Here is a 22,268-nt window from a genome sequence, read left to right as displayed (position 1 = left end):
GCGACGACGGGTAGCGAATGCGGGATTATCCGCTCGCGTCCGTCGATTTCGAGCTTCCCGAACTCCCCGCGTCCGTTCCTTCCTCCTTCCCTTTCCCCTTTTTCGCCTTCTTCCTCTCGGCGCGTTCGACCGCCCGTTTCAACAACGAAGGCGTGAGCAACACCGAGATGACGAAGACGACCAGATAGGCCACGAATATCTGGTTGCCGACGATATTCTGTGCGACGCCGAGCGAGACGATGGCGATTCCCGATTCGGAGCGGGGAAGGAGGGCGAATCCCAGAATGAGCGAGTGTTCCCGAGGTCCGCCCGCGATGATGTTGCCGACGTACCCGGCTATGAAGTTCGAGAGGAGGCCGAAGACGGCGAAGACGAGGATGAAGTTGTTGACCGTCAGGTCGGCGAGGTTCATTCTGGCCCCGATGGCGACGAAGTAGAGCGGGATGAACACGCCGTAGGCGATGCCGTACACGTTCGATTGGAGTTTCTTGCCCTCCAGTCGCTTGTTCGTCGAGATGACGAGTCCGATAGTCAGCGCGCCGATGAAGTACGAGAGGTCCACCGCGTCGGAGGCGTAGCCGAAGATGAACAGCAGTCCGAGGATGCCGATAAAGTCGGACATCCCGACTTCGGATTTCGACAGCAGGTCGGACACCGGGTCGAGGAGGAACCGGTAGAAAATCGCCGCGGCGACGAAGAAGAGCGCGGCCAACCCGAGCGCCGAGACGGTTCCCATCAGGCCGCCGCTGACGAAGAACAGGGGGAGGATGGAGATACCGAGCAGTCCGACCACGTCGTCCACCACCGACGCGCCGAGAATCCAGCGGCCGTACTCCGTGTCGAGTTTGTCGAGCGACAGCAGGGTTCGGACGACGATGGACACCGACGTTACCGAGAGGATGAGGCCGAGATAGAGGCTCGACTCCAATCCCTGTCCGAAGTAGCTCCCGATGACGTAGCCGACTGCGAAGGGAAGGAAGACGCCGGAGAGGCCGATTATCAACACCGGGCGAAACGCCGCGAGCAGGTCGCTCAAATCTATCTGCTGGTAGCCGACGTCGAAGAAAAGCAACAGTCCGCCGATGGTGGAGATGAGGATGAAGGGGCTGTTCTCGGCCGTACTGGCGATGAGCATGGCGACGGACGGGCCGAGGACGACGCCCGCGAGGATTTCCCCGAGAAAGCCCGGTTCCCCGAGTCGTTCGATGGCTTCGCTCAGGACGAGCGAGAGCAACAGGCTCACCCCGATGACGAGGAAGATTTCGAGCGACGCCATTATCCTCGACGCTCCGCGATACCGCTCGCTTCCGTCCTTCTCCCCTCGCACCTCTGGCGATTCATGTCACGGAAACGGTCGGTAGCGACCCGCATAAGTATGCGGCGCGTATGCGGGGAAACGGCTCGTTATCGCTCCTCCGCTGAACCCTCTGGTCGGTGCCGACTCACGTGCATGTGTCCAGTTCACGTGATTTGCCACAGCGTACATGCACGTGGGGACTGTCACGAACAGGTATGGAGAGTCTCAATCCCGCGACGGGGGACGTGGTCGAGACGTTCGACGAACACGACGAGAGCGCGGTCGAAGACAAGCTTCAGCGCGCCAGTGACACCTACGAGGAGTGGCACCGGCAACCCATCGAGGAGCGCCAACGGCTCATCTCGAACGCGGCGGACGTACTCCGCGACAACAAGGAAGAGTACGCCGAGACGATGACGACGGAGATGGGAAAACCCCTCGACGCTGCGGTGTCGGAAGTCGAAAAGTGCGCGTGGGTGTGTGACTACTACGCCGAACACGCCGCCGAGTTCCTGCAGGACGAACACATCGGCACGGAGTCCGAGGTGGAGTCGTACGTCTCCTACGAACCGCTCGGGCCGGTACTCGCGGTGATGCCGTGGAACTTCCCGTTCTGGCAGGTGTTCCGCTTCGCCGCGCCGAACCTCACCGCCGGAAACGTCGGCCTGCTCAAACACGCCTCGAACGTTCCGGGGTGTGCGATGGCGATTCAGGAGGTGTTCGAGGAGGCGGGCTTCCCTGACGGCGCGTTCACCAGCCTACTCGTCGGGTCGGACACCGTGGAGGACATCCTCGGGGATGACCGTCTCGCTGCGGTGACGCTCACGGGGAGCGAACCCGCGGGCCGTGCAGTCGCCGAGACGGCCGGGAACAACCTCAAGAAGACCGTCCTCGAACTCGGCGGCAGCGACCCGTTCGTCGTCCTTCCCGACGCCGACGTCGAGGACGCGGCGAAAACGGGCGCGCAGGCCCGCTGTATCAACAACGGCCAGTCCTGTATCGCGGCCAAACGATTCGTCGTCCACGACGACGTGTACGACGAGTTCATGGACACGTTCACGAACGAGATGGAGTCGCTGACCATCGGCGACCCGATGGACGAGGACACCGACATCGGCCCGCAGGCCCGCGAAGACCTGATGAACGACCTTCACGAACAAGTCGAGGAGAGCGTGGACGCCGGTGCGACCCTCGAACTCGGCGGCGAACCCCTCGACAGGGACGGGCCGTACTACCCGCCGTCGATACTCACGGACATTCCGGAGGGAAGCCCTGCGGCGGACGAAGAACTGTTCGGCCCCGTCGCATCCGTGTTTCGCGTTTCGGACACCGAAGAAGCGATTCGGCGCGCGAACGACACCCACTACGGTCTCGGTGCGAGCGTCTGGACGCAGGACAAGCGACAGGCGAAGGAAGTCGCCCGCGAAATCGAGTCGGGCATGGTGTTCGTCAACGAACTCGTCAAGTCGGACCCCCGTCTCCCCTTCGGCGGCGTGAAGGATTCGGGCTACGGCCGCGAACTCTCGGAACACGGGATTCACGAGTTCGTCAACAAGAAGACGATGTGGGTCGCGGACGTGTCGAGCGGTGAGTACGGCGTGGAGTAATCAATCGGCGTCGGACGGGTCAACCACGCTGCCGTCCTCCACGTTCACCCCAACTCGGTCGCACAAATCGAACATCGGACACGCCTCCGGCTCGTCTAGACAGGCGGGCTTTCGCGCAGAACAGTACTCGCGCCCGAACTGAATCGACGCTGTGTGTCCGAATCCACACTTCTCCGCCGGAACCTCCCGCTCCAGTACTTCCCGAACGTCTTCGTGGTCCGCGTCCGGCGGCGCGATACCCACCCTCCGATAGATTCGGTGGACGTGCGTGTCCACGGGGAAGACGCCGGACTGGCCGCCGGAGAAGAGCAGAACGCAATCGGCCGTCTTCGGCCCGACACCGTTCATCTCTAACAGTTCGTTTCGAACCTCGCTCGGTTCGCCCTCCCTGACGAACTCGTCGAACGCCGCCGCGCTTCCGAAGTCGGCGAGGACGCGCTCGGCCGACTCGATTATCACCGTCGATTTCTGGTTGTAGAGTCCGGCGGAGTGAATCGTATCGGCCAGTTCGCCGTGGTCGGCTTTTGCGAGGCTTTCGGCGAGGTCGTCGACGCCGTAGCGCGCCACGAGGCCGTCGTGTGCGGGTTGGCTCGCCACGTCGCTCGTGTTCTGACTGAGGATCGTTCGGACGAGGCAGGTGAAGGCGTCCTGTCCGCCGTAGCTCTTCTGCCAGTACAGTTCGCCGAGTCGGTCCACGACCTCTTCGGCCCGCGTTTCGGCGTCGGCGGGGGTGAACTCGGCCGCCATGCCGCCGCCGTCCGCCCCGCCGCTGATGTTCTCGACGGGTTCCCGGTCGTCGCTCATGTGGTGGTCTCGGGCCGCTATCGGATAAAAACCATCGGGCGGCGAAACTACTCGACTTCGATTGTGACGACGGCCTCCATGCCGTCCGCCAGCGCGTTCACGAGGTCGCGATTGAAGCCCTCGGCGGCGAACTCACAGCCGACGACGACGGTTCGCTCGTCCACGTAGTCGCTCGTGCGCCCGACCATGCTTCGGTCGCTGTCGAATTCGAGGTCGGGATGGCCGTGGCCGGTGACGGTTTCGCTGTGGTCGCCCGACTCGACGGTCACGGTGATGGTGGCCTCCTCGTCGCGGCAGGCGTCCACGAAGTCAGGGTCGAAGTCCGTGGGCGCGCGGTCGGCTTCGATGGCGAGGATACAGTCGCCCGCGGGCGTGAGGAAATCGTCCGTCGTGATTTCGAACGTGCTCGCGTGGCGGCCGGACACGTTCTCGTGGCCGCGCGCGTGAATCGTCTCCTTCATGGTATCGGGTTTCCGTGGGGGACACTTCAGCGTCGCCATTCCGATGTCGTCATCGCGTGACCGTAACCGTCACCGCACCACATTCACACTCGTACGCGTGGCGGGTTCCGGCGTCCATCTCCATCGTCAGCATGAGCTGTGACTCGCCAAGTTCGCGGTCGCATCCGGTGGCTTCGCACGTACATCGGAGTGCTTCGATCATACTCCGGTTTCCGTTCGCGTCCTACGTTAAATCGACCCGTGGGCGGAGTGAAAGTGAAAATCGGCCGTAGCGGCTTCCTCGGACATTCTTTGACCGATACTGACGGAACACGGACTCGTTCTCTCGTCACGGTCGCTTGCATGTGCCACCTTCCATTTATAAACCACTGGGCAGACGTGTGTCAACCGTTTCCACGGCTTAGGGGGCGTGTGCTAAGCGTTTCCACAGAATCCGAGGGCACAACATTTAAATAGCTATGTCGAATACTTCGTAATACCTGAACGCTTCCGGCGTCACGGTAGCACCGCGCGTCAACCAATGATATGGGAATATTGTCATCGGCTGGTTGGTACCAATAACAGAGTAGCGATGCTCTTATCCGCCGGAGCGGAAGGAACCGAGGTTTAACTAAGAATGGTAAGCGTAACAGAAGAGGATCTTCAGAACAAGTCGAAAGGTGAACTCATTAAACTCGCGGGACAGCTCCGAGACCGACGAAACGAGCTGAACCAGCAAGCGAGCAAGCGCGCGTCCAAACGCGACGAGCTGAACGCGAAGACGCGTGAGAAGGTGGACGAAGCGCAGGAGCACCGAGAACAGCGTGACAACCTGAACGAGCAGGTTCAGGAACACAAAAAGAAACGTAACGAACTCAACGCCGAGGCGAACGAACTGTTCGACCGCGTCGAAGAGCGCAAATCCGACCTCGAACTGGACGAGGGAAAGGATTTGGAGCAGCTCAAGAAGGAAATCGAAGAGCTCGAGTTCAAACAGCAGACGGAAGTTCTCTCCACCGAGGACGAGCGCGAACTCATCGAGAAGATCGAGGCCAAGCGCGACGAGTATACGAGTCGGAAGGAAAAGCTCGACCAGAGCGATGACCTCGAGGAACTCGTCGAGGAGGCAGAGGAGGTTCGCGCCGAAGCGAGCACCCACCACGAGAAAGTGACGGAACTCGCGGACCAGGCCCAGCAGCATCACAACAAGATGATCGAGGCCTACCGCGAAGCCGACGACATCCGTGACGACGCCGACGAGATGCACGAGAACTTCGTGGAAGCACAGGAAGCCGCCGACCAGCACCACGAGGATTTCGTCCGCGTCCAGAAGCGCCTCCGCGAACTCGACAAGAAAGAGGAGAAAGAGCGCAAGTCCGAGAAGGCAAAGGAGCGAGAAGAGGCCAAGGCCGAGGCCGAGGAGATCTACCAGCAGTTCAAGGAAGGAGAGACCCTCGACACCGAGGACCTCATGAAGCTCCAGAAGACCGGTCTGCTCTAATCTGCGAACCCTTTACTAGCGAACTTTTAACGCCGTCGCCCTCCCTATAACGGGTATGGCAAGCGGACGCTCGGCCGACGGTAGTGGCCGCGGGCAACGGCTCGCAATCGTTCTCGTCGGAACAGTGCTAACGGTGGCGGTCGCGTGGTGGCTGTTTCTCGCCTTCCCCGCGTCGCTCGTGGAACTGCTCGGGGTGCTCCTCGTATTGCTCGCGGGTGTGATGGGGGCGCGGTTCGCCGCCCGCGTGGCAACACAGCGGTTTCCGTCGTACGACGTGGCGGAAGTCGCCGTCGAAGGGCCGATACGGCGGGACAGCGGTGGCGGACTTCCCTCGGCGAGCGGAACGCCCGCGGACCACATCGTGGAACAGATCGATCGCGCGAACGACGACGACAACGCGAAGGGACTGCTGTTGCGGTTGAACACGCCGGGCGGCGAAGTCGTCCCGAGTGAAGATATCCGTCTCGCCGCCGAGCGGTTCGACGGACCGACCATCGCGTACGCGACCGATGTGTGTGCGAGCGGCGGGTACTGGATTGCGAGCGGGTGTGACGAACTGTTCGCCCGCGAGGCCAGCCTCGTCGGCAGCATCGGCGTCATCGGGTCGCGGGTGAACGCCGCCGAACTGGCCGACCGGGTCGGCCTCTCCTACGAACGGCTCGCGGCGGGGAAGTACAAGGACGCGGGCGTCCCGCTGAAGGAGTTGGACGGCGACGAACGCGACTACCTACAGGGCATCATCGACGGCATGTACGACGACTTCGTCGAACGCGTGACGGCGGGCCGCGACCTCGACCCCGAAACGGTCCGCGAAACAGAGGCGCGGGTGTACCTCGGCGACGAGGCGCACCGACTCGGACTCGTGGACGAACTCGGCACGCACGAGGACGTGGAGTCCCGACTCGCCGAGCGGTTAGGTGTACCCGAGGTGTCGGTGGGTGAGTTCGAACCAAGCCCACCACTGCGCCAACGGTTAAATCTCGCGGCGCGGGGTATCGCCTACTCGTTCGGTGCGGGTATCGCGAGCGTGGTCGGCGACGAGAAGGGCGACGTGGAAGGCTTCGAGTTTCGGGCTCGGTAGTCGGGAACTCAGTCGGTTAATTCCGCGATGACCGTCGCTTCCGTTTCGCGGTCAGGTCCGAGTTCGTCCCCCGTACGGCCGGATTCGAGGTGTTCTTCGACGGTTCGGGCGACGGTCTTTGATAGCGGCGTCGATTCCCACCCGAGCGCGGCGAGTTTCTCGGTCGAAACGAGGAACGGGGCAGGCGTGTAGAGCGGGAACTCGGCGGGGGACACGCCGTGTCGTTCTAATTCGCGCTCGCTCGCGTGGACGAGTTCGACCTCGGTGTCGAGCGCGTCGGCCGCGAGTTCGAGGGAGTCGTCGAGGGACACGGTTTCGCGGTCGGCGAAGTTGTAGGCCTCGCCGGGCGACCCGCGTTCGGCCACGATTCTGAGGGCACGGGCACCGTCGAGCGCGTAGGCTCGGTGCAGGAGACTCCCGCCGTCGCCCGGGACGAGCACGCGGTCGTATTCGGCCACGCGGTGAAGCCAGTAGTCGTATCGCTCGGTGTAGTCGTAGGGGCCGTAGATGAGCATGGGTCGGAAGACCATCGCGTTTACGTCTTCATCCTCGGCCGCTGCAAAGCAGACGCGGTCGCATTCGGCCTTTCGCGGGCCGTAGCTCTCCATCGATTCGTCGTCGGCCTGTGCGGGAGAACAGTCGTGGAGCGGGGTGTCCTCGCGCATCGGAATCGGGTGTTCCGCGTACGCACTGCCGCTGGACACGTAGACGTAGGCGTCCACGTCGGCGAAGATTTCGGTGGCGGCCGTTATCTGTCGCGGGTGCATGACGCAGAAGTCGATGACGATGTCCGGTTCGACCTCGTCGCGGGCCGCTTCGAGCGTTTCGCGGTCGTTTCGGTTTCCTTCGAAGTGCGTCACGCCGTCGCGGTCGGCGAACGGATTGCCGGATTCGCCGCGGGTGAACGTCGTCACCTCGTAGTCGTGCGCCAGCAGTTCTTCGACCGTGTGTCGTCCCATGAACCGTGTACCGCCGACGAGCAGTGCGCGAGCCATGCGGTCGATGCGGGCGAGCGGCCGATAAATCTACAGGAACCAGCGATACCGAAGGGACGAATGCCACGACCTTTTATCGCTCTCCCGACTAGCACGAGGCATGGCGACCGAATCGGGAACACACGGCTATCGAACCGAACACGGCGGCGACTTCGGACGGACGTACTTCCGGCAACTCGGCGACTTCGCGGTCTCTTCCATCGGAGTAGGAACCTACCTCGGCGACCCGACCGACGAGGTGGACGAGGAGTACTCCGACGCGATCTCGACGGCGCTCGAGGGGGGAATCAACGTGGTCGATACGGCCATCAACTATCGGTGCCAGCGGAGCGAACGGGTCGTGGGGAGCGTGCTCGCCGACGCCGACGTCGACCGCGATGCCGTCTTCGTCTCGACCAAGGGCGGGTTCGTCCCCTTCGACGGGGAACGACCCGATGACCCCGGAAAGTACGTCAAACGGGAGTTCGTCGACACCGGCCTCGTCGGTTCGGACGACCTCGTTCGCGGAAGCCACTGCATCTCGCCGGACTACATCGACGACCAGTTGGACCGGTCGCTCGACAACCTCGGACTCGATACGGTCGACTGCTACTACGTTCACAACCCAGAGACGCAACTGTACTCCAACTCGCCCGAGGAGGTGTACGACCGACTGGAAGCGACGTTTACCCGACTCGAAGAACGCGCCGCCGCAGGCGACATCCGATACTACGGCGTGGCGACGTGGAACGCCTTCCGCGTCCCGGAGGGTCACGACGACTACCTCTCGCTCAGGGAAGTCGTCTCCCGCGCTCGGAGCGCCGCGAAAGCCGCCGAGAACACGATGACTCACTTCCGTGTGGTTCAACTCCCGTTCAACGTCGTCATGGCCGACGCGTTCACCGTCGAGTCACAGGACGGTCTCGACGGGAAACAGAGCGCGCTCCGGTTCGCACACGAGGCGGGGTTGAACGTCGTCACGAGCGCGAGCATCGCGCAGGGCGACCTCGCGGCGGGGATGCCGGAGGAGGTGGCGGAGCAACTCGCCGGGGAGACGACGGCCCAACGTGCCATCAACTTCGCGCGGAGCGCGCCCGGCGTGACGAGTTCGCTCGTCGGTGCGAGTACCGCGAGTCACGTCCGGGAGAACCTCGATGCGGGTCGCTACGAACCCATGGGAGCGAACGCATTCGACGCGGTTTTCGAGTGAGTGTCCGAACGCAGACTCAGATGTCTTTCCACGAACTACCACAGTCCGGACACGACCGAATCGAGTAGACTTCCGACGGGTCGTTTCGCGTCTTCAGTGACTCTCCGCAGTTCGAACACGAGAGACGACCGTACGTGTCTTTCTCGACCTCACCCTTTCGTAGACCGCTTCGAACTGATTGCATCGAGTGAACAGATATCATACTGTACCATATACGCACCGACACAACAGGTTTAGTAATTGATACGGTGGAGAATTACTTTTGCTCGGTCTCCTTTCCTTTTAAGACCTACAACCACCGGGCCAATAGACATTTAGCTCGGTTATTCAAATATTCCACCGCCAAATGGATAGTATTCATCGACGCCGCCTTCTCCATCTTACGGGTGCAAGTCTCACCGCGGTCCTCGCAGGTTGTTCTGACAGTAAATCCGAAGGAAACACGACGACGGGAACGAAAACGTCCTCGTCCGGTCGCACGACGACCGACACTGCGACGGACACCACGACCACGGAAACCACGACGGCCGAACCGGCCCAGACCCTTCACACGAAGTACAACAGCAGGAAGAAGTTCGCCTCGCCGGGGAAGAGTTTCGAAACGTTCGAAGACCCGTCCAACTGGGAAGCACGCGGCGGGTCGATGACTCCCGACACGAAGGTCAAATACTCCGGGTCACAGAGCCTTCGATTGGAGGGAAAAAGCGGCCACCACGCCGTCATCGAACGACCACTGGCCGACCCCATGGATTTCACCGACCGCGACATCTCGGCCATGATTCGGACGACGACGCCCTCGAAAATCGGCTTTTACATCTATCTCGAAGACATGAGCGGCAACAGAGCCGTGTTGGAACTCCGGAACATCTCCTACCGAGCGCCCGACGTCGGATGGTTCCGCACCTGCCCCGGCGTGTACAAGGTTGACGGGGAGGAACCGGACCTGAGCAACATCGGCCGCATCATGCTGCAAGCCACCAACGCGACTGAAGACGACGTGAACGTGTGGGTCGACGACGTCCGCCTCCATCGGAAACCCGACACGGGGTACGTCATCCTCAGTTGGGACGACGGCAAACGAAGCTACTACGACGACGCTGCGCCGGTCCACGACAAGTACGACTTCCCCGCCGTCCTCACCCACCCACCGCACCTTTCCGGGTTGAAGCGGAAAGCGTTCATGTCCCTCGAAAATCTGAAGGAGCGTGAGTCGAAGGGCGACGAGGTGGTCGCACACGGAAGCGCCCAGTACCCCTTCTCCGAGACTTCGGCCTCGAAACTCGATGAGGTCATCGAGAAACACAAACAGTGGCTCATCGACCACGACTTCGGTGGTGCGAACTTCATCGTTTACCCCGGAAACAACTTCGACCGGGAGGCACTCGGGGTCGTCTCGAAGTATCATTACATGGGTGGCATGAACCAGTCGGGAAGCCCCAACACGACCGGCGTCCACGGGTTCGACCCGCTCGTCCTCCCCCGAACCATCGGCGAAGATCTGGAGATTTCGAAGACGGTGGTCGATAACGTCGCCAAATACCGAAACTGCGGTATCCTGAACTTCCACGACTTCAAGAACAGCAACACGATGTCCGTTTCGGACTACAAGAAGCTCCTCGCGTACATCGACGGGACCTCCGGCGTCGAGGTCATCACCTTCTCGGACCTCTGGGAAATGCGAACGAATACCGCACCGTAGGCCGCCTCTTTGCCCGTTTCGGAAGGTTTGACTCCCCTCTCGATAAACCACTCCGTGTGTCCCGGGGCCGACTCTTTGCATCACTCAGCTCGATGGTCTTTCTGGTCAACTTCGCTCGTGTGGTGTTCGCGCCGTTGCTCGAACCGCTCAAACACGAGTTTCTCGTCAGCGACGCCACCATCGGTCTGGTCGCCTCGCTCGTCTGGCTCGGGAGCGCGCTTCCCCGCATCCCGACGGGGTATCTCCTCACCCGCATCGAACGCCACTACGTCGTCCTCGGTGCTGGCGTCGTACTGACCGTCGCGTCCGGACTCACCGCGTTTGCGCCGAACGTTTCACTCCTCGCAGTCGGCGCGTTCTCGATGGGGGTCTCCAGCGCGGTGTACTTCATCGCCGCGAACCCGCTCGTGAGCGAACTGTACCCCAACCGTGTCGGGCGGGCGCTCGGTATCCACGGCACGGCGAGCCAACTCGCGGCCGCCATCGCCCCCGTCTTCGTCGGCGTGATGCTGACGGTGGTCGGATGGCGGGCCGTCCTCGAACTGCTCGCGGTCGTTGCCGCCGTCGTGACCGTCGTGTTCTTCGTCGTCGCCCGCAGGACCACCCTGCCGGAGGCGGGCGTCGCGGACCGCGATTTCCTCACGGCGTTCCGCCGTCAGTGGCCCATCATCCTGAGCGGCGTCGCCATCATCGGCGCGACAGGCCTCGTCTGGAACGGCCTGTTCAACTGGTATCCGAGCTACATCAGCCAGACCAAGGGTCTCTCGTTGGAAACCGGGCGTACCCTGCTGGCGGTCCTGTTCGCGGCGGGCGTCCCGGCGTTCTGGTTGACCGGACGACTCGCCGACAGGCTTCCGCACGTCCCGCTCATGCTGTCCATCCTCGGCGGCTTCATCGTCTGTCTCGTCTCGCTGACGCTCGCCCAAGGGCTCGCGGCCATCGTGGGTATCTCTCTCGTCCTCGGGTACGTCATCCACAGCCTGTTTCCGGCGCTCGATACGTACCTCCTCGATTCCCTCCCGGACGAAAACAGGGCCAGCGCCTACGCCATGTACAGCGGACTCGCCATGATAGGACAGGCAGGAGGAAGTTCGCTCGTCGGCACGTTGCTGGACGCCCAGTTCGCGTTCGACACCATCTTCAGAACGCTCGCGGTCGGCCTGTTCGCCATTCTGGTGGTGTTGCTCACACTGCACCGAACCGACCGCCTCCCGACCGGCGCGGTGACGAGTTAAGTCCGGTCAGTCGAAGACCGACCGGCAGGCGCGTATCGTCGTCGGAATCAACGTTTCGTCGGGGTCGAGGCCGATGAATACGCCGGCGTTCTCGTTCCATCCGACGACGGTGATGCCGTATTCGAACATCCGACTCGTGAATCGGAGGTGCCCCAACGGTGCGAACAGTCCCCCCTGTCTGACCTCGACGAGGTTTTCCAGTACGTGGTCGTGGAGTATCTCCTCGCGTTCCTCCTCCGAATAGAGCGCTCCGATATTCTCGCGCATGTAACATATCTCGAACGATTCCTCGTCGGTGTCGCCCGTCGCGACCGTCCGCAATCCATCCCCCACGGCGTCCTGGAGGGCGTCGGTAAGTGTTTCGACTTTAATCGTCCAACTACTGAGGGCGATTTGACATTAAATCATCCGTTTCTGCCGACTTCACGCCACTTTTCTTCCCCCTCTCCTAAGCCCCTCTCAATGGAGTACGTGCAGGAGCAGGTGACGACGCTCCACGACCTGACCGGGCGGGTTCCCGACGCGCCGACCGACCGCACCGCGGTCGTCGTCCCCATGACCGACGCGGAGTTCGGGTCACGGACGGCGGAACACGTCCTGTCGGCGCTGGAAACCGTCTCGCCGAACCGCGTCGTCGTCCCGCTTCGCGCACCGTCCGATTCCGTCGGCGCGGTTCACGACTGGCTTTCGGGATTCGACCTTCCCCTCACCCTCCTCTGGTGTACCAACCCCCGAATCGAGACGCTGCTGGACGACTACGGTCTGACGGGACCGGCGGGCAAGGGACGGGACGTGTGGCTGGCGCTCGGCGTCGCCGCGGCCGACTCCGAGTTCGTCGTCTGTCACGACGCGGACACCAAGACCTACGATTCGTCCATCGTTCCGCGGCTTCTCGCACCGCTCGACGACGGTTTTTCGTTCACGAAGGGATACTACGCCCGCGTCGAGGAGAACCGCCTCTACGGTCGCCTGTTCCGCCTGTTCTACGCGCCGCTGGTCCGAACCCTGCGTCGCGCCGACAACGGTAGAATCCTCGACTACCTCGGCGCGTTCCGCTACGCGCTGGCTGGCGAATTCGGCATGACCGCGGACCTCGCCACGGGCATGCGCGTCGAACGCGACTGGGGCTTGGAGGTCGGCACACTCGGCGGCGCGTTCGAACACGCCGGGTTCGATGGCAGCGCGCAGGTGGACCTCGGGCGCTACGAACACGACCACCGCGGCGTGGCCGGACCGGGCGGCCTCTCCTCGATGAGCGAGGGCGTCGGCGCCGCCCTCTTCCGCGTCTGCGAGAACCACGTCGTCACGCCCGACTACGAGACGCTTCCCGAACGCTACCGCGACACCGCCCGGCGGTTCGTTCGGCAGTACGCCGCCGACGCCGACTTCAACGGACTGGCCTACGATTCGGCGGCCGAACGGTCGCAGGTCGAGACGTACGCCGAGGCCATTCGGTCCCCGGACGGCCACGAACGCCACGCCGTCCTCCCAGCGTGGGACGACGTCGACATCGACCCCATCGAAATTCGGGAAGCCGCCCGCCCGATTCTTCCCGAACGACACTGACAGTCGAGAAATGTCGTATTTTGTGGGTCCGGGAGACCTACGGAAATAGCGACGTATGAAGCGAAACAATCGCTTCGGCGCGCTGATGCGGCGACGAGGACAACGAGGTTTCGGAGAAACCGCACAGCGAGAGGGAGATTTGAACCGAGCAAGACAGTCCTGCTCACTCACTGTCGTTCGCTGCGCGGGCTGTGTCTTGCTTGCTCAAATCACCCGAGCCGCTCTTCTGACCACGGAGACGTGTCTCGACGTTTGCTCACCTCCGTTCGTAAAGTTTCGACTGGTCACGTTGTGGTTGGAAAACCGCAAAGCGAGAGGGAGATTTGAACCACGCCCGAACGGTCCCGCTCACTGGCGTTCGTTCGCGGGCGTGCGTCCGGTCTACTTCAAATTCCCACGACACGTTTTCCCACTCGCGGCGTGGCGAGCACACGCTACGCGATGCTCGCCGTTTCGCTCGTGAGAGAAACGCCGAGAGGGAGATTTGAACTCGTCGAGACGTTCCTGCTCGCTCCGCGGGCATGCGGCTCGCCTGCTCAAATCTCCTCAACCGTCATCTCCTCACACGCGGCCGAGAGCTACGCCTCTCGGCTGGTAACGTTCGGAGAATGACGCCGAGAGGGAGATTTGAACTCCCGTGTCCGTGAGGACAGCAGATTTCGAATCTGCCGCCTTGGCCGGGCTAGGCTATCTCGGCTCATCTCCCAGTACCGCGTTTTGCGGTTTATGGGTTTCGATTTCCGTCACGGAAACCCAGACGACCACCACATTAAAATCGATGGCCGTTGCGTGATATTTCATGGACGTTACAGACGCGAACACCGAGGCAAATTCCGTCCTCGATGCTATCGGAACTGCCGTCATCGCCGACCGCGAATTCCTCGAAACGGTCCTCCTCGGCGTCATGGCACAAGGCCATGTGCTGCTGGAGGACGTACCCGGAACCGGAAAGACGCTCACCGCGCGGAGCTTTGCTTCCGCACTCGGTCTCTCGTTTAGCCGCGTGCAGTTCACACCGGACCTCCTCCCGGCCGACGTGACGGGAACGCACGTGTTCAACGAACAGGACCGCCAGTTCGAGTTCAACGAGGGTCCCATCTTCGCCAACGTCGTCCTCGCCGACGAGATAAACCGCGCGCCGCCGAAGACGCAGGCCGCGCTCCTCGAAGCGATGGAAGAGGGACAGGTGACGGTGGACGGCGACACCCGCGAACTGCCGAAACCGTTCTTCGTTATCGCCACGCAGAACCCGGTCGAACAGGAGGGGACCTTCCCGCTGCCCGAGGCGCAGGTGGACCGCTTTGCGGTGAAGACGAGCCTCGGTTACCCGGAACTCGACGGCGAAATCGAACTCCTCCGGCGGCGTGCGGGCCGCGACAGCCAGAGTCCGTCCGTCGAAACCGTCCTCGACAATCAACTCGTCTCCGACCTCCAGTCGGTTCCCGAGACGGTTCGGGTCGAAGAGGACCTGCTCGAATACATGGCCGCCATCGCTCGCGGAACGCGCGAGGACCGCCGCGTCGAAGTCGGCGTCTCGCCGCGCGGGACCCAGCGCCTGTTCGAGGCGACCCGCGCCCGCGCCGCCATGAAGGGCCGCGATTTCGTCACCCCCGACGACGTAAAGCGCGTCGCCTACCCCGTGCTGGCCCACCGCGTCGTCCTCACGCCGGACGCCAAGGTGAACAACGCTCGCAAGGACGAAATCGTCGAGTCGGTGCTGGACAGCGTCCCCGTGCCGACGGTCGAATAGCGAAAAGGGGTCTCTTCTGTTTCCGTTTCACGCCCGCAACGCGGAGGTGAGCGCGAGCGCCGCAATCAACAGGAGCACCAGCGCGGTCACGGGTTGGCCGCCGCTTCCGGCCAGATACATGCCGTATCCGACGCCGCCCGCCGTGATGCCGATGACAGTACTCGATGCGGCGTGCATGACTTCGAGGGTCTGGGTGTCCGCCTCCCGACCCAACTGCTCGCCGACGTTGATGGCCTGTTCGCCGAAGTCCCACGCGAGGACGGTGGCTATCGCGCTGGGAATCAGGAGTTCCGGAGGTGCGGCGACGAGGCTTCCGGCCAGAATTCCGAGCAGGAGGACGAAACTGCCGACCGTGACGAGGCGGCGACTGCCGCGGACAACCCCGACGGCGACGAACAGCAGTCCGAGGATGCCGCCGAGCGCGCCGACGCCGCCGAACAGCGCGCTCGCTCCGACCGCAACCGATGCGGCGATGATGGAGAGCAGTTGGCTCACCCGCGCCGGCGAGCGGTCGATGGTTCCGTTTCGAATCCCCGTTTCGCTCATCGCGCCCACCTCCTGTTCATCTTGGCCAGCGTCACGCCGAGGGGTTCGTCGGGGTTCCAGTCCACGACACGAATCCCGCTGGCGCGGAGCGACCCGATTCGCTGTTCCCGTTCCGCCCGTGCGAGTCGTTTCCCGGTGGTCTCGTCCGTCGTCGGGTTCGGACTGATGACGGTCACGGCGTGCCCCATGGCGTCGAGTCGGCGTGCCACGTCCGGCGCGAAGCGGTCACAGAGCGGCGAGAAGTACACCACCTGCGCGTCGTTCGGAATCCGTCGCCGAAGCCAGCGCAGTTTCACGGTGGAGTAAAACATCTCCTCGGGCGGTTTTTGGGCGAACGCGTTCGCGTGCGAGAGGAGTTGACGTGCTCTCGCGCGGTGGGTTTCGCCGGTACCGGGCGCGAGCCAGACTTCCTCCGGGCCGAGCGCCGCGATGCCGACCCGGTCGCCGTTGTCGAGCAGGGCGCTGAACGCGTCCCCGGCGGCGCGAATCGAGTGTTCGACCGCGCCGGGTTCCTCCGTGTCTATCGTCAGGTACGCCTGCTCCCGAGCGTCCACGAGGAGGACGACGGTCGCGGTTCGCTCCTCGCGGAACTCGACGGTCGTCAGTTCGCCCGTTCGGGCCTTCCGCTTCCAGTCGATGCGGGAAAGCGGGTCGCCCGGTCGGTAGTCGCGGGTGGCGAAGAATTCGACCCCCGTTCCGCCTTCACGGGTCGCCACGCGCCCGACGTGACGAATCGTCTGCTCGCGGAGCGGAACGTCGTCGGCCGTCGATTGGAGTTGGGGAGTGCAAGTGACGGTCGTCTCGTCTTCGAGTTCGAACGCGAGTTCGAGCGCGCCGCTGAAGTTGCGGACGATGGCCTGCGCCGGGCCGAAGGTGTGGCCGCCGCGAACGGCTTCGAGGGTGTAGCTGAAGGTGTCGCGTTTGCCGGGACGAAGCGCCGTCCCGAGCCTCGGCGACCCGCCCGTCACCCGTAGTCCGTCGGGGACGCCATCGACGATTCTGAGGTCCGGGGCGGTCGTCTCGCCGACGTTCTCTACCGTCACCTCCACGGTCGTTTCGTCCCCCGGTTCGGGAACCGGGTCGCTCACGACGCGCGTCAACTCGAAGTCGGTCGCTGGCGGCGTGGCGGTTCGCGCGTAGGCCGCGAAGGCGACGCCGATTACGCCGACGAGGAGCGTCACTGGACTGGCGGTGAACACGCCGACACCCGCCGCGAGGAGCGCCATGGCGCTCACGCCGTGCCATCGGTTGGTCTCACGGACGACGTTCATCGTCCCTCCTCGATGTAGTGCGTGACGGCGTCAGCCGTCTTCCGGGCACGGTATTGGAACGCCGTCTCGCTGCCGAACGACTGACGGAGCCACTGTCGCCACGACCGGCGTGGGGCGGGTCGTCCGGCCACGAACGCGGCGGCCTCGGGGTCGTCCGTCCATTCGCCCGTCTCGATGCGCGTCCGTGCGCCGTCGTCGGAACACCCCTCACGCTGGACGATGGCCTCGACCAGCGCCGCTTCGAGTCGTTCCCTGACCGCCTTGCGCGACCGAAACCGCCGTTTTCGCGGACCCGTATGGACGGTTCGAAGTCGGTCGTCGAAGTCCTGCCCGGGTATCGGCAGCGTCACGTTCGTCTCCGGGTCGCCCGTTTCGGCCCCTTCGACGTCCGTGTGTCGCCGCGCCTGTACGACCCGAAGCCCCTGTACGAACGCCAGCAGGCCCACGAACTTCACGAACAGTTCCCGGAGCGGGAAGAGCGTCGCCAAGTCCGGCGCGAACACGAGCGCCAATCCCGATCCGACGGCGAGGATGCCGACCGCCGTGATGGCCGAGCGGGCGTTCATTCGTCGTCCTCCGCGTACGTCCGCTCGATGCGGCGGAGCGCGGCTATCGCCCGCCCTTCGTGTTCGTCGCTCGCGTCGTGGCCGCCGTATCGAACCTCCTCGAATACGCCCGTCAGTTCGCCCACGTCCTCGGAGTCCATTCCGGCGTCCACGGCGGCGGCCGCGAACTCGCCCGGCGTACTCGACTCCGGCGAGGGGACGTGCAGATATTGGGTCATCTCGCGCCACGCCCGGTACACCTCGTTCTCGACGCTCGATTCGGACTCGATTCGGTCGGCCGCCTCACCCGCCGCCCGTCCGACCGCGGCGATGTCCTCCCCGCTCTCTTCGAGTGCGTCCGCCTCGGGGGTTTCTTCCTCGCTTCCGCTCGAACTTCGCACGAGGAGGACCACTGCCCCGACGAGCGCGATGCCGAGGACGAGAAACATCAGAATCGAGGGCGACGAGACGGTTCTCGCCCCGTCGCCGAGGCCGCCGGTACCGCCCGGCGGGAGCGAAACGTTGCTCCGGTTCAGCTTGCCCATCAGACCGCCGTCGCCCTGAAGCGGCGAGGCCGTACAGGCCGTCAGTAGCGCGTGAAGGAGCAACACCGGAATGCCGACCGGTCCGATTATCGCGAACGCGCCGAGACCGCCCGCCTTCCGGTAGGCGAACCCCACGAGGAGCAAAAACGCCGCGAGGATGAGCAGGATGGCGGGGGTCGTATCCAGAACGGGATAGCACGGAAGCGATATCGGAACCGACGGCCCCCCATCGCTGGCGAGTTGCGGCGTCGACGGGTCCGTTTGGCCGCTTCCGACGCCGCCGGAACCGCCACCCAAGCCGGTTCCGGACCCGCCGTCGCTCACGGCGGAGTTCAACGTCGCGGCGGCGAACGCGATGGCGAGAATACAGAGGAGGGCGATTACGATGGTGCGGGCGGTATCTCGTTCCACGGTACCGAGTAGCGGGATTGATAACTTAGGTTTTCTGTCTCCTTCCGGGAACCTTGGGACTGTTGTTCACAGCGATGACAAAAAATATACAGGTGGGGGTAGGGGATTCACCCGATGGATGTCGAGATACACGAGGACCGTCTCGAACGACAGATGGAAGGGGAGGATTTCGTACTGGCCGTCGTCACCGCAACGAAACCCGACTTCTACAAACAGGCACCCGTCGTCGCGGCGGCGCGCGACCGGGACGTCCCGTGTTTCGTCCTCCACACCGGTCAGCACTACGACGACCTACTCGGCCACGGTCTCGAGGAGTACGACCTCGCGGAACACATCGCGGTCGACCTGAACGTTCGTGGCGGCCTCTCGCGGAAGACGGCCGAGTTGATGACCCGAATCGAGTCGGTCGCCGACACGCTCGCCGCTTCGTACCCGGACACCACCGTCCTTCCCGTCGTCCACGGCGACACGCTCGCCGCCGGAATCGTCCCACAGGCGTGGCTCTTCGCGACCAACAGCGGCGTCGCCCACAACGAGGCCGGTCTCCGCGGTATGGTCCCACCGTTCGAGAACTACGGGACTCCCGTCGAGTTCGTCGAGGAACAGTGGAACGCCGACTGGGAACTGAACCGAACCGAACCGTTTCCGGAGCAGTACGACACGTTCATCGGGTCCGCCGCGTCGACCTACCACTTCGCACCGACGGCGTTGAACCGCGACCACCTCGTCCGCGAGGGATACCCCGAGGAAGTACGCGGTCGGGAGCGGATTCCGGTCGTTGGCAACTCCGTCGTGGACGCCATCGAGATGAAAAAGAGCGGCGACGGCGAGAGCGTCTTCGACGTGTACCCGATTCTCGAACGTCGCGACGATTGGATTCGCGTCGACATCCATCGTCGAGCGAACCTCCTTCCCGACCGCTTTCGCGCCATCGTGAACGCGGTCATCGGCCTCGTCGAGGCGGGACACAACGTCAACTTCGTGGAACTGAACGCCACCAAGGCGGCGCTCGAAAACTACGGTTTGCGCGAGAAACTGCTTCGACTCGCCGACGACCACGACAACTTCCTCTTCAGCGGCCTCTGGAAGCGCCACGCGCACGTCTACGAGTTCCTCGAATCCGGGCAGTGTTTCGCGGAACTGACCGACTCGGGGAGCATGCAGGAGGAACTCAACCACATCGATGAGGCGGTCTGTCTGACCGCGCGATTCAACACCGACCGTCCCGAGACGGTGTTCGAGGCGAACACCAACCTCCTCGTGCCGCCGATTTCCGGCGCGTTCATGCAGGGGATGGTCGAACACATCCACGAAACCGACTCGGTCCGCGAGCGAATGCGCTCGGGACCGTCGCTCTACGGCGAGAACGTCGCCGACGGAATCGTCTCGTTTCTCTCGGACCGCCGCGACGAAGAACCGTTCGAGTGGGCACACGAACGCGCCGGGTTCGACGCCGGGCGACGAGCGTTCGACTATCTCTAACCGAGGTCGGGGACCCACCTCCACCAGTGTTCACGGAGAACCGGTCAAATTCGACCGGGAGCGCGGCGTGATACAACGGTCAACCGTTATGCCGCGGGCGCTCGTGACATCGGTATGCGATTCGTGGGGGCGGTCGTGGTGTTCCTCGTTTGTGCCGCGCCGGTGGTTGCGATGGTGGCCCCCGGAGGAAGCCACGGGAATTCGAGTACGGCCGAAACCCATCCGCCGGACCCGAGTTCCGACGTTATCGGATGGGAGAACGGCTACTGGTACAACGAGAGCATCGACGTGAACCAGCACGACGGCCTGTCTGACGCGGAGTTGAAGGCGTACGTGGGACGGGCGATGGCACGCGTCGAGTTCATCCGAAACGAGGAGTTCACCCGCTCGGTGGACGTCGAGTCGCTGTCACGGAGCGAGTATCGGGACCTCATTCGGCGACAGTTTGCGAACGAGTACACGCCGCCACAGCGCGCGTGGGAAAATCAGGTCTGGGAGGGATTGTTCGTCACCGGCGAGCGAGCGGACGCCGCTCGACAGCAGACCAAGCTATATCAACGGCGCGTCGCCGGATTCTATCTGCCGGGCGAGGACCAAATCTACGTCATCTCTGGCGGGGAGCGCAGGATCGATAACGCGACGCTGATTCACGAACTCACGCACGCGATGCAGGACCAGCACGTCGACCTGTCGTCGTCGGAACTCGAATCGAAGACGATGGACGCCCGACGCGCCCACGACGGCCTGACAGAAGGCGAGGCGATGTACGTGGAAAAGCGATACACGAAGCGGTGTGGGAAGTCGTGGCAGTGCGTCCCGAAGCCCGGTGTCGGACCAAGAGGGTCCCCGTACGGCGGCGGCGCGCTTCCGGACTACAACCTCGCCATGCAAGTCGCGCTGATTCAACCGTACTCCGACGGTCCAGCGTACGTCGCCTCGCTGTTCGATTCCGGCGGTTGGAACGCGGTGACGAAGCAGTATCGAAACCCGCCGGAGTCGTCCGCCACGGTCATCCATCCCGAAAAGGGAACCGGCCCACCGGCCTCGCTCCGTCTCGGGGAACAGGCGCGAAACGGCTGGAAATTGTACGGCAAGCGCGGCGAAAACGGGTCACAGACGGTCGGCGAGACGGGCATATACACCATGTTCTGGTATCAGGGTCGGGCCGAGGGCAACCCCATCATCCGCTGGCAATCGTTCACGGACCCCGACGAAGGGAAGTATGACCTGTTCAACTACACCAGCACACCGTCCGACGGATGGGCGAACGACCGACTCTGGCCGTACCACGAGGGGCAAAAGCGCGGCTACGTCTGGCAGACCAAATGGGAGACGAAACGGGACGCGACGGAGTTCCAGCGGGCGTACCGCGACTTGCTTCGCGGACAGAACGCGACCCGCGTCGGGCCGAACACGTGGCGCATCGAGAACGGGCCGTTCGCTGACGCCTTCCGAATCGACCGTCACGGGCGGACCGTGACCATCGTCAACGGCCCGACCGTCGGCGATTTGAACGACATTCGGCCGACGAAGTCCACCCGATCGAAACGAGAACTGCGGCCGTCACGGATTCGCTGATTCGTTGAACGGCTACTTCGAAACCGGGTCGATGGAAATCGACCCGTTCTCCGTCTCGAACGAGAGGTCCTTCGACCCGTCACCGAGGACGCCCGAAAACCCCGTCTTGGAGAGTTGTTCCGAGGAGAAGTCGAGACCGCTCGCGTTGATCGACCCGTTTTTCGTCCTCGCCGGAACCGTCGCATCGAGGTCGGGGTCGAGTGTCGCATCGATACCGCCGCTTTCAGTTCGAACGTCGGTGTCGCGTGCGACTTCGAGCAATTCCACGTCGATACTGCCGTTCTCTGTCCGAACGACCGCGCTGTCCCCCGAGGTACTCATCTCCGCGTCGATGCTCCCGTTTTCACTTCGAACCTTCCCGACCGAGACCGAGTTCGGATAGCGAACCGTCAGCGCCACGCTCACGTCGTCCGCACTGGGGTCGACGTCCAATCGGAGTTCGTTCCCCGACCGGGAGTTCGAAAGGGTGGTGGCGTCGAGCGATTCGCTCTTCGAGCCACGGATTTTCATCGTCACGTCCACGTCGTCGCCATCGTAGCGTCGAACGTCCACCGAGCCGTTTTCGTTCTCTATGCTCAGTCGAGTTCCATCGTTCGCCCGAAACGTCCGGTGCTTCGTCGTCTGGTTTCGGTCTCTTTGTAGTCGAGAGACACACCCGGAAAGGGCGATAGCGAATCCGCTTGCGAGTCCGGCCGTGAGCGTTCGCCGCTTCATAAGGAGGACAAC

At 63.3% G+C, this 22,268-nt stretch carries 23 protein-coding genes and 1 tRNA gene; 11 read left to right on the top strand and 13 right to left on the bottom strand.

Annotated elements, in window-relative coordinates:
• Nucleotides 1–25 precede the first annotated feature (25 nt).
• Entirely contained in the window at nucleotides 26–1,276 is a 1,251-nt protein-coding gene (locus AC1XDK_RS07755; protein ID WP_483349245.1) for a cation:proton antiporter, read from the bottom strand.
• 236 nt (nucleotides 1,277–1,512) lie between these two features.
• Between AC1XDK_RS07755 and AC1XDK_RS07750 the strand changes: the two genes are divergently transcribed.
• The gene (locus AC1XDK_RS07750) at nucleotides 1,513–2,904 is read left to right on the top strand and encodes an NAD-dependent succinate-semialdehyde dehydrogenase (protein ID WP_483349244.1); all 1,392 of its coding nucleotides are present in this window, start codon (nucleotides 1,513–1,515) and stop codon (nucleotides 2,902–2,904) included.
• Here AC1XDK_RS07750 and AC1XDK_RS07745 read toward each other — a convergent pair whose 3' ends face one another.
• The 3 genes from AC1XDK_RS07745 to AC1XDK_RS07735 are packed head-to-tail and all read right to left on the bottom strand — an operon-like array spanning nucleotide 2,905 to nucleotide 4,371.
• Nucleotides 2,905–3,708 (bottom strand): endonuclease III domain-containing protein, encoded by an 804-nt coding sequence (locus AC1XDK_RS07745; RefSeq protein WP_483349243.1) that lies wholly within the window; start codon nucleotides 3,706–3,708, stop codon nucleotides 2,905–2,907.
• 47 nt (nucleotides 3,709–3,755) lie between these two features.
• A complete protein-coding gene (locus tag AC1XDK_RS07740) occupies nucleotides 3,756–4,169 on the bottom strand; it encodes a DUF371 domain-containing protein (protein ID WP_483349242.1) in 414 nt (137 codons plus the stop codon).
• Between the two features lie 49 nt (nucleotides 4,170–4,218).
• Complete coding sequence (locus AC1XDK_RS07735) at nucleotides 4,219–4,371, bottom strand: hypothetical protein (protein WP_483349241.1); 153 nt, start codon at nucleotides 4,369–4,371, stop codon at nucleotides 4,219–4,221.
• Between the two features lie 414 nt (nucleotides 4,372–4,785).
• Here AC1XDK_RS07735 and AC1XDK_RS07730 point away from each other — a divergent pair, with 414 nt between their 5' ends.
• Together AC1XDK_RS07730 and sppA are read left to right on the top strand one after the other, a co-directional pair.
• Nucleotides 4,786–5,649 carry a coiled-coil protein gene (locus tag AC1XDK_RS07730; RefSeq protein ID WP_231184096.1) on the top strand — a complete coding sequence of 288 codons (864 nt, stop codon included), beginning with the start codon at nucleotides 4,786–4,788 and terminating at the stop codon, nucleotides 5,647–5,649.
• A 55-nt stretch (nucleotides 5,650–5,704) separates the two neighbouring features.
• Nucleotides 5,705–6,730 (top strand): signal peptide peptidase SppA, encoded by a 1,026-nt coding sequence (gene sppA, locus AC1XDK_RS07725; RefSeq protein ID WP_483349240.1) that lies wholly within the window; start codon nucleotides 5,705–5,707, stop codon nucleotides 6,728–6,730.
• 8 nt (nucleotides 6,731–6,738) lie between these two features.
• Here the strand turns inward: sppA and AC1XDK_RS07720 are convergent, their stop codons facing one another.
• A complete protein-coding gene (locus AC1XDK_RS07720; protein ID WP_483349239.1) occupies nucleotides 6,739–7,725 on the bottom strand; it encodes an NAD-dependent epimerase/dehydratase family protein in 987 nt (328 codons plus the stop codon).
• 100 nt (nucleotides 7,726–7,825) lie between these two features.
• Between AC1XDK_RS07720 and AC1XDK_RS07715 the strand changes: the two genes are divergently transcribed.
• A complete protein-coding gene (locus tag AC1XDK_RS07715; RefSeq protein WP_483349237.1) occupies nucleotides 7,826–8,914 on the top strand; it encodes an aldo/keto reductase in 1,089 nt (362 codons plus the stop codon).
• Between the two features lie 16 nt (nucleotides 8,915–8,930).
• On the opposite strand, the gene AC1XDK_RS07710 is transcribed toward AC1XDK_RS07715, so the two are convergent.
• On the bottom strand, nucleotides 8,931–9,098 hold the full coding sequence (locus AC1XDK_RS07710) for an HVO_0758 family zinc finger protein (protein ID WP_395291136.1): 168 nt from the start codon (nucleotides 9,096–9,098) through the stop codon (nucleotides 8,931–8,933).
• Between the two features lie 162 nt (nucleotides 9,099–9,260).
• Here AC1XDK_RS07710 and AC1XDK_RS07705 point away from each other — a divergent pair, with 162 nt between their 5' ends.
• Nucleotides 9,261–10,613 carry a polysaccharide deacetylase family protein gene (locus AC1XDK_RS07705; RefSeq protein WP_483349236.1) on the top strand — a complete coding sequence of 451 codons (1,353 nt, stop codon included), beginning with the start codon at nucleotides 9,261–9,263 and terminating at the stop codon, nucleotides 10,611–10,613.
• Nucleotides 10,614–10,705: 92 nt separating this feature from the next.
• The gene (locus AC1XDK_RS07700; RefSeq protein WP_483349853.1) at nucleotides 10,706–11,848 is read left to right on the top strand and encodes an MFS transporter; all 1,143 of its coding nucleotides are present in this window, start codon (nucleotides 10,706–10,708) and stop codon (nucleotides 11,846–11,848) included.
• Nucleotides 11,849–11,854: 6 nt separating this feature from the next.
• Here the strand turns inward: AC1XDK_RS07700 and AC1XDK_RS07695 are convergent, their stop codons facing one another.
• Nucleotides 11,855–12,181, bottom strand: a complete 327-nt coding sequence (locus AC1XDK_RS07695) for a DUF7522 family protein (RefSeq protein WP_483349235.1) — start codon at nucleotides 12,179–12,181, stop codon at nucleotides 11,855–11,857.
• 129 nt (nucleotides 12,182–12,310) lie between these two features.
• Between AC1XDK_RS07695 and AC1XDK_RS07690 the strand changes: the two genes are divergently transcribed.
• Nucleotides 12,311–13,414, top strand: coding sequence for a glycosyltransferase family protein (locus AC1XDK_RS07690; RefSeq protein WP_483349234.1), 1,104 nt, complete (start codon nucleotides 12,311–12,313; stop codon nucleotides 13,412–13,414).
• A 420-nt stretch (nucleotides 13,415–13,834) separates the two neighbouring features.
• Nucleotides 13,835–14,026, top strand: coding sequence for a hypothetical protein (locus tag AC1XDK_RS07685; protein WP_483349233.1), 192 nt, complete (start codon nucleotides 13,835–13,837; stop codon nucleotides 14,024–14,026).
• Here the strand turns inward: AC1XDK_RS07685 and AC1XDK_RS07680 are convergent.
• Nucleotides 14,027–14,111: transfer RNA gene (locus AC1XDK_RS07680), tRNA-Ser, on the bottom strand.
• A 102-nt stretch (nucleotides 14,112–14,213) separates the two neighbouring features.
• Here AC1XDK_RS07680 and AC1XDK_RS07675 point away from each other — a divergent pair.
• Nucleotides 14,214–15,164: an AAA family ATPase gene (locus AC1XDK_RS07675; RefSeq protein ID WP_483349232.1), complete on the top strand. Its 951-nt coding sequence runs from the start codon at nucleotides 14,214–14,216 to the stop codon at nucleotides 15,162–15,164.
• A gap of 27 nt (nucleotides 15,165–15,191) precedes the next feature.
• On the opposite strand, the gene AC1XDK_RS07670 is transcribed toward AC1XDK_RS07675, so the two are convergent.
• The 4 genes from AC1XDK_RS07670 to AC1XDK_RS07655 are packed head-to-tail and all read right to left on the bottom strand — an operon-like array spanning nucleotide 15,192 to nucleotide 18,482.
• Complete coding sequence (locus tag AC1XDK_RS07670; RefSeq protein WP_483349231.1) at nucleotides 15,192–15,710, bottom strand: DUF7519 family protein; 519 nt, start codon at nucleotides 15,708–15,710, stop codon at nucleotides 15,192–15,194.
• Nucleotides 15,707–16,981, bottom strand: a complete 1,275-nt coding sequence (locus tag AC1XDK_RS07665; RefSeq protein WP_483349230.1) for a DUF58 domain-containing protein — start codon at nucleotides 16,979–16,981, stop codon at nucleotides 15,707–15,709. Before AC1XDK_RS07665 ends, AC1XDK_RS07670 begins: the two co-directional genes overlap by 4 nt.
• Entirely contained in the window at nucleotides 16,978–17,547 is a 570-nt protein-coding gene (locus tag AC1XDK_RS07660; RefSeq protein WP_483349229.1) for a DUF7269 family protein, read from the bottom strand. Before AC1XDK_RS07660 ends, AC1XDK_RS07665 begins: the two co-directional genes overlap by 4 nt.
• Complete coding sequence (locus AC1XDK_RS07655; RefSeq protein WP_483349228.1) at nucleotides 17,544–18,482, bottom strand: DUF4129 domain-containing protein; 939 nt, start codon at nucleotides 18,480–18,482, stop codon at nucleotides 17,544–17,546. Before AC1XDK_RS07655 ends, AC1XDK_RS07660 begins: the two co-directional genes overlap by 4 nt.
• 114 nt (nucleotides 18,483–18,596) lie before the next feature.
• On the opposite strand from AC1XDK_RS07655, the gene AC1XDK_RS07650 reads away from it, so the two are divergent.
• A complete protein-coding gene (locus AC1XDK_RS07650; protein WP_483349227.1) occupies nucleotides 18,597–19,964 on the top strand; it encodes a UDP-N-acetyl glucosamine 2-epimerase in 1,368 nt (455 codons plus the stop codon).
• Nucleotides 19,965–20,078: 114 nt separating this feature from the next.
• Entirely contained in the window at nucleotides 20,079–21,542 is a 1,464-nt protein-coding gene (locus AC1XDK_RS07645) for an Hvo_1808 family surface protein (RefSeq protein WP_483349225.1), read from the top strand.
• 12 nt (nucleotides 21,543–21,554) lie between these two features.
• Here the strand turns inward: AC1XDK_RS07645 and AC1XDK_RS07640 are convergent, their stop codons facing one another.
• Nucleotides 21,555–22,256 carry a DUF4097 family beta strand repeat-containing protein gene (locus AC1XDK_RS07640; protein ID WP_483349224.1) on the bottom strand — a complete coding sequence of 234 codons (702 nt, stop codon included), beginning with the start codon at nucleotides 22,254–22,256 and terminating at the stop codon, nucleotides 21,555–21,557.
• Between the last annotated feature and the right edge of the window lie 12 nt (nucleotides 22,257–22,268).

The sequence above is a fragment of the Haladaptatus sp. HS23 genome (assembly GCF_056892285.1).
The sequence above is the reverse complement of the archived record's forward strand: the minus strand, read 5'-3'. Positions and strand labels throughout refer to the sequence as shown.

Excerpts from the sequence above, each read along its gene's own strand:
- AC1XDK_RS07755 (WP_483349245.1), bottom strand. The coding sequence starts at position 1,276 with ATGGCGTCGCTCGAAATCTTCCTCGTCATCGGGGTGAGCCTGTTGCTC.
- AC1XDK_RS07750 (WP_483349244.1), top strand. The coding sequence starts at position 1,513 with ATGGAGAGTCTCAATCCCGCGACGGGGGACGTGGTCGAGACGTTCGAC.
- AC1XDK_RS07745 (WP_483349243.1), bottom strand. The coding sequence starts at position 3,708 with ATGAGCGACGACCGGGAACCCGTCGAGAACATCAGCGGCGGGGCGGAC.
- AC1XDK_RS07740 (WP_483349242.1), bottom strand. The coding sequence starts at position 4,169 with ATGAAGGAGACGATTCACGCGCGCGGCCACGAGAACGTGTCCGGCCGC.
- AC1XDK_RS07735 (WP_483349241.1), bottom strand. The coding sequence starts at position 4,371 with ATGATCGAAGCACTCCGATGTACGTGCGAAGCCACCGGATGCGACCGC.
- AC1XDK_RS07730 (WP_231184096.1), top strand. The coding sequence starts at position 4,786 with ATGGTAAGCGTAACAGAAGAGGATCTTCAGAACAAGTCGAAAGGTGAA.
- sppA (WP_483349240.1), top strand. The coding sequence starts at position 5,705 with ATGGCAAGCGGACGCTCGGCCGACGGTAGTGGCCGCGGGCAACGGCTC.
- AC1XDK_RS07720 (WP_483349239.1), bottom strand. The coding sequence starts at position 7,725 with ATGGCTCGCGCACTGCTCGTCGGCGGTACACGGTTCATGGGACGACAC.
- AC1XDK_RS07715 (WP_483349237.1), top strand. The coding sequence starts at position 7,826 with ATGGCGACCGAATCGGGAACACACGGCTATCGAACCGAACACGGCGGC.
- AC1XDK_RS07710 (WP_395291136.1), bottom strand. The coding sequence starts at position 9,098 with ATGCAATCAGTTCGAAGCGGTCTACGAAAGGGTGAGGTCGAGAAAGAC.
- AC1XDK_RS07705 (WP_483349236.1), top strand. The coding sequence starts at position 9,261 with ATGGATAGTATTCATCGACGCCGCCTTCTCCATCTTACGGGTGCAAGT.
- AC1XDK_RS07700 (WP_483349853.1), top strand. The coding sequence starts at position 10,706 with ATGGTCTTTCTGGTCAACTTCGCTCGTGTGGTGTTCGCGCCGTTGCTC.
- AC1XDK_RS07690 (WP_483349234.1), top strand. The coding sequence starts at position 12,311 with ATGGAGTACGTGCAGGAGCAGGTGACGACGCTCCACGACCTGACCGGG.
- AC1XDK_RS07675 (WP_483349232.1), top strand. The coding sequence starts at position 14,214 with ATGGACGTTACAGACGCGAACACCGAGGCAAATTCCGTCCTCGATGCT.
- AC1XDK_RS07670 (WP_483349231.1), bottom strand. The coding sequence starts at position 15,710 with ATGAGCGAAACGGGGATTCGAAACGGAACCATCGACCGCTCGCCGGCG.
- AC1XDK_RS07665 (WP_483349230.1), bottom strand. The coding sequence starts at position 16,981 with ATGAACGTCGTCCGTGAGACCAACCGATGGCACGGCGTGAGCGCCATG.
- AC1XDK_RS07660 (WP_483349229.1), bottom strand. The coding sequence starts at position 17,547 with ATGAACGCCCGCTCGGCCATCACGGCGGTCGGCATCCTCGCCGTCGGA.
- AC1XDK_RS07650 (WP_483349227.1), top strand. The coding sequence starts at position 18,597 with ATGGATGTCGAGATACACGAGGACCGTCTCGAACGACAGATGGAAGGG.
- AC1XDK_RS07645 (WP_483349225.1), top strand. The coding sequence starts at position 20,079 with ATGCGATTCGTGGGGGCGGTCGTGGTGTTCCTCGTTTGTGCCGCGCCG.
- AC1XDK_RS07640 (WP_483349224.1), bottom strand. The coding sequence starts at position 22,256 with ATGAAGCGGCGAACGCTCACGGCCGGACTCGCAAGCGGATTCGCTATC.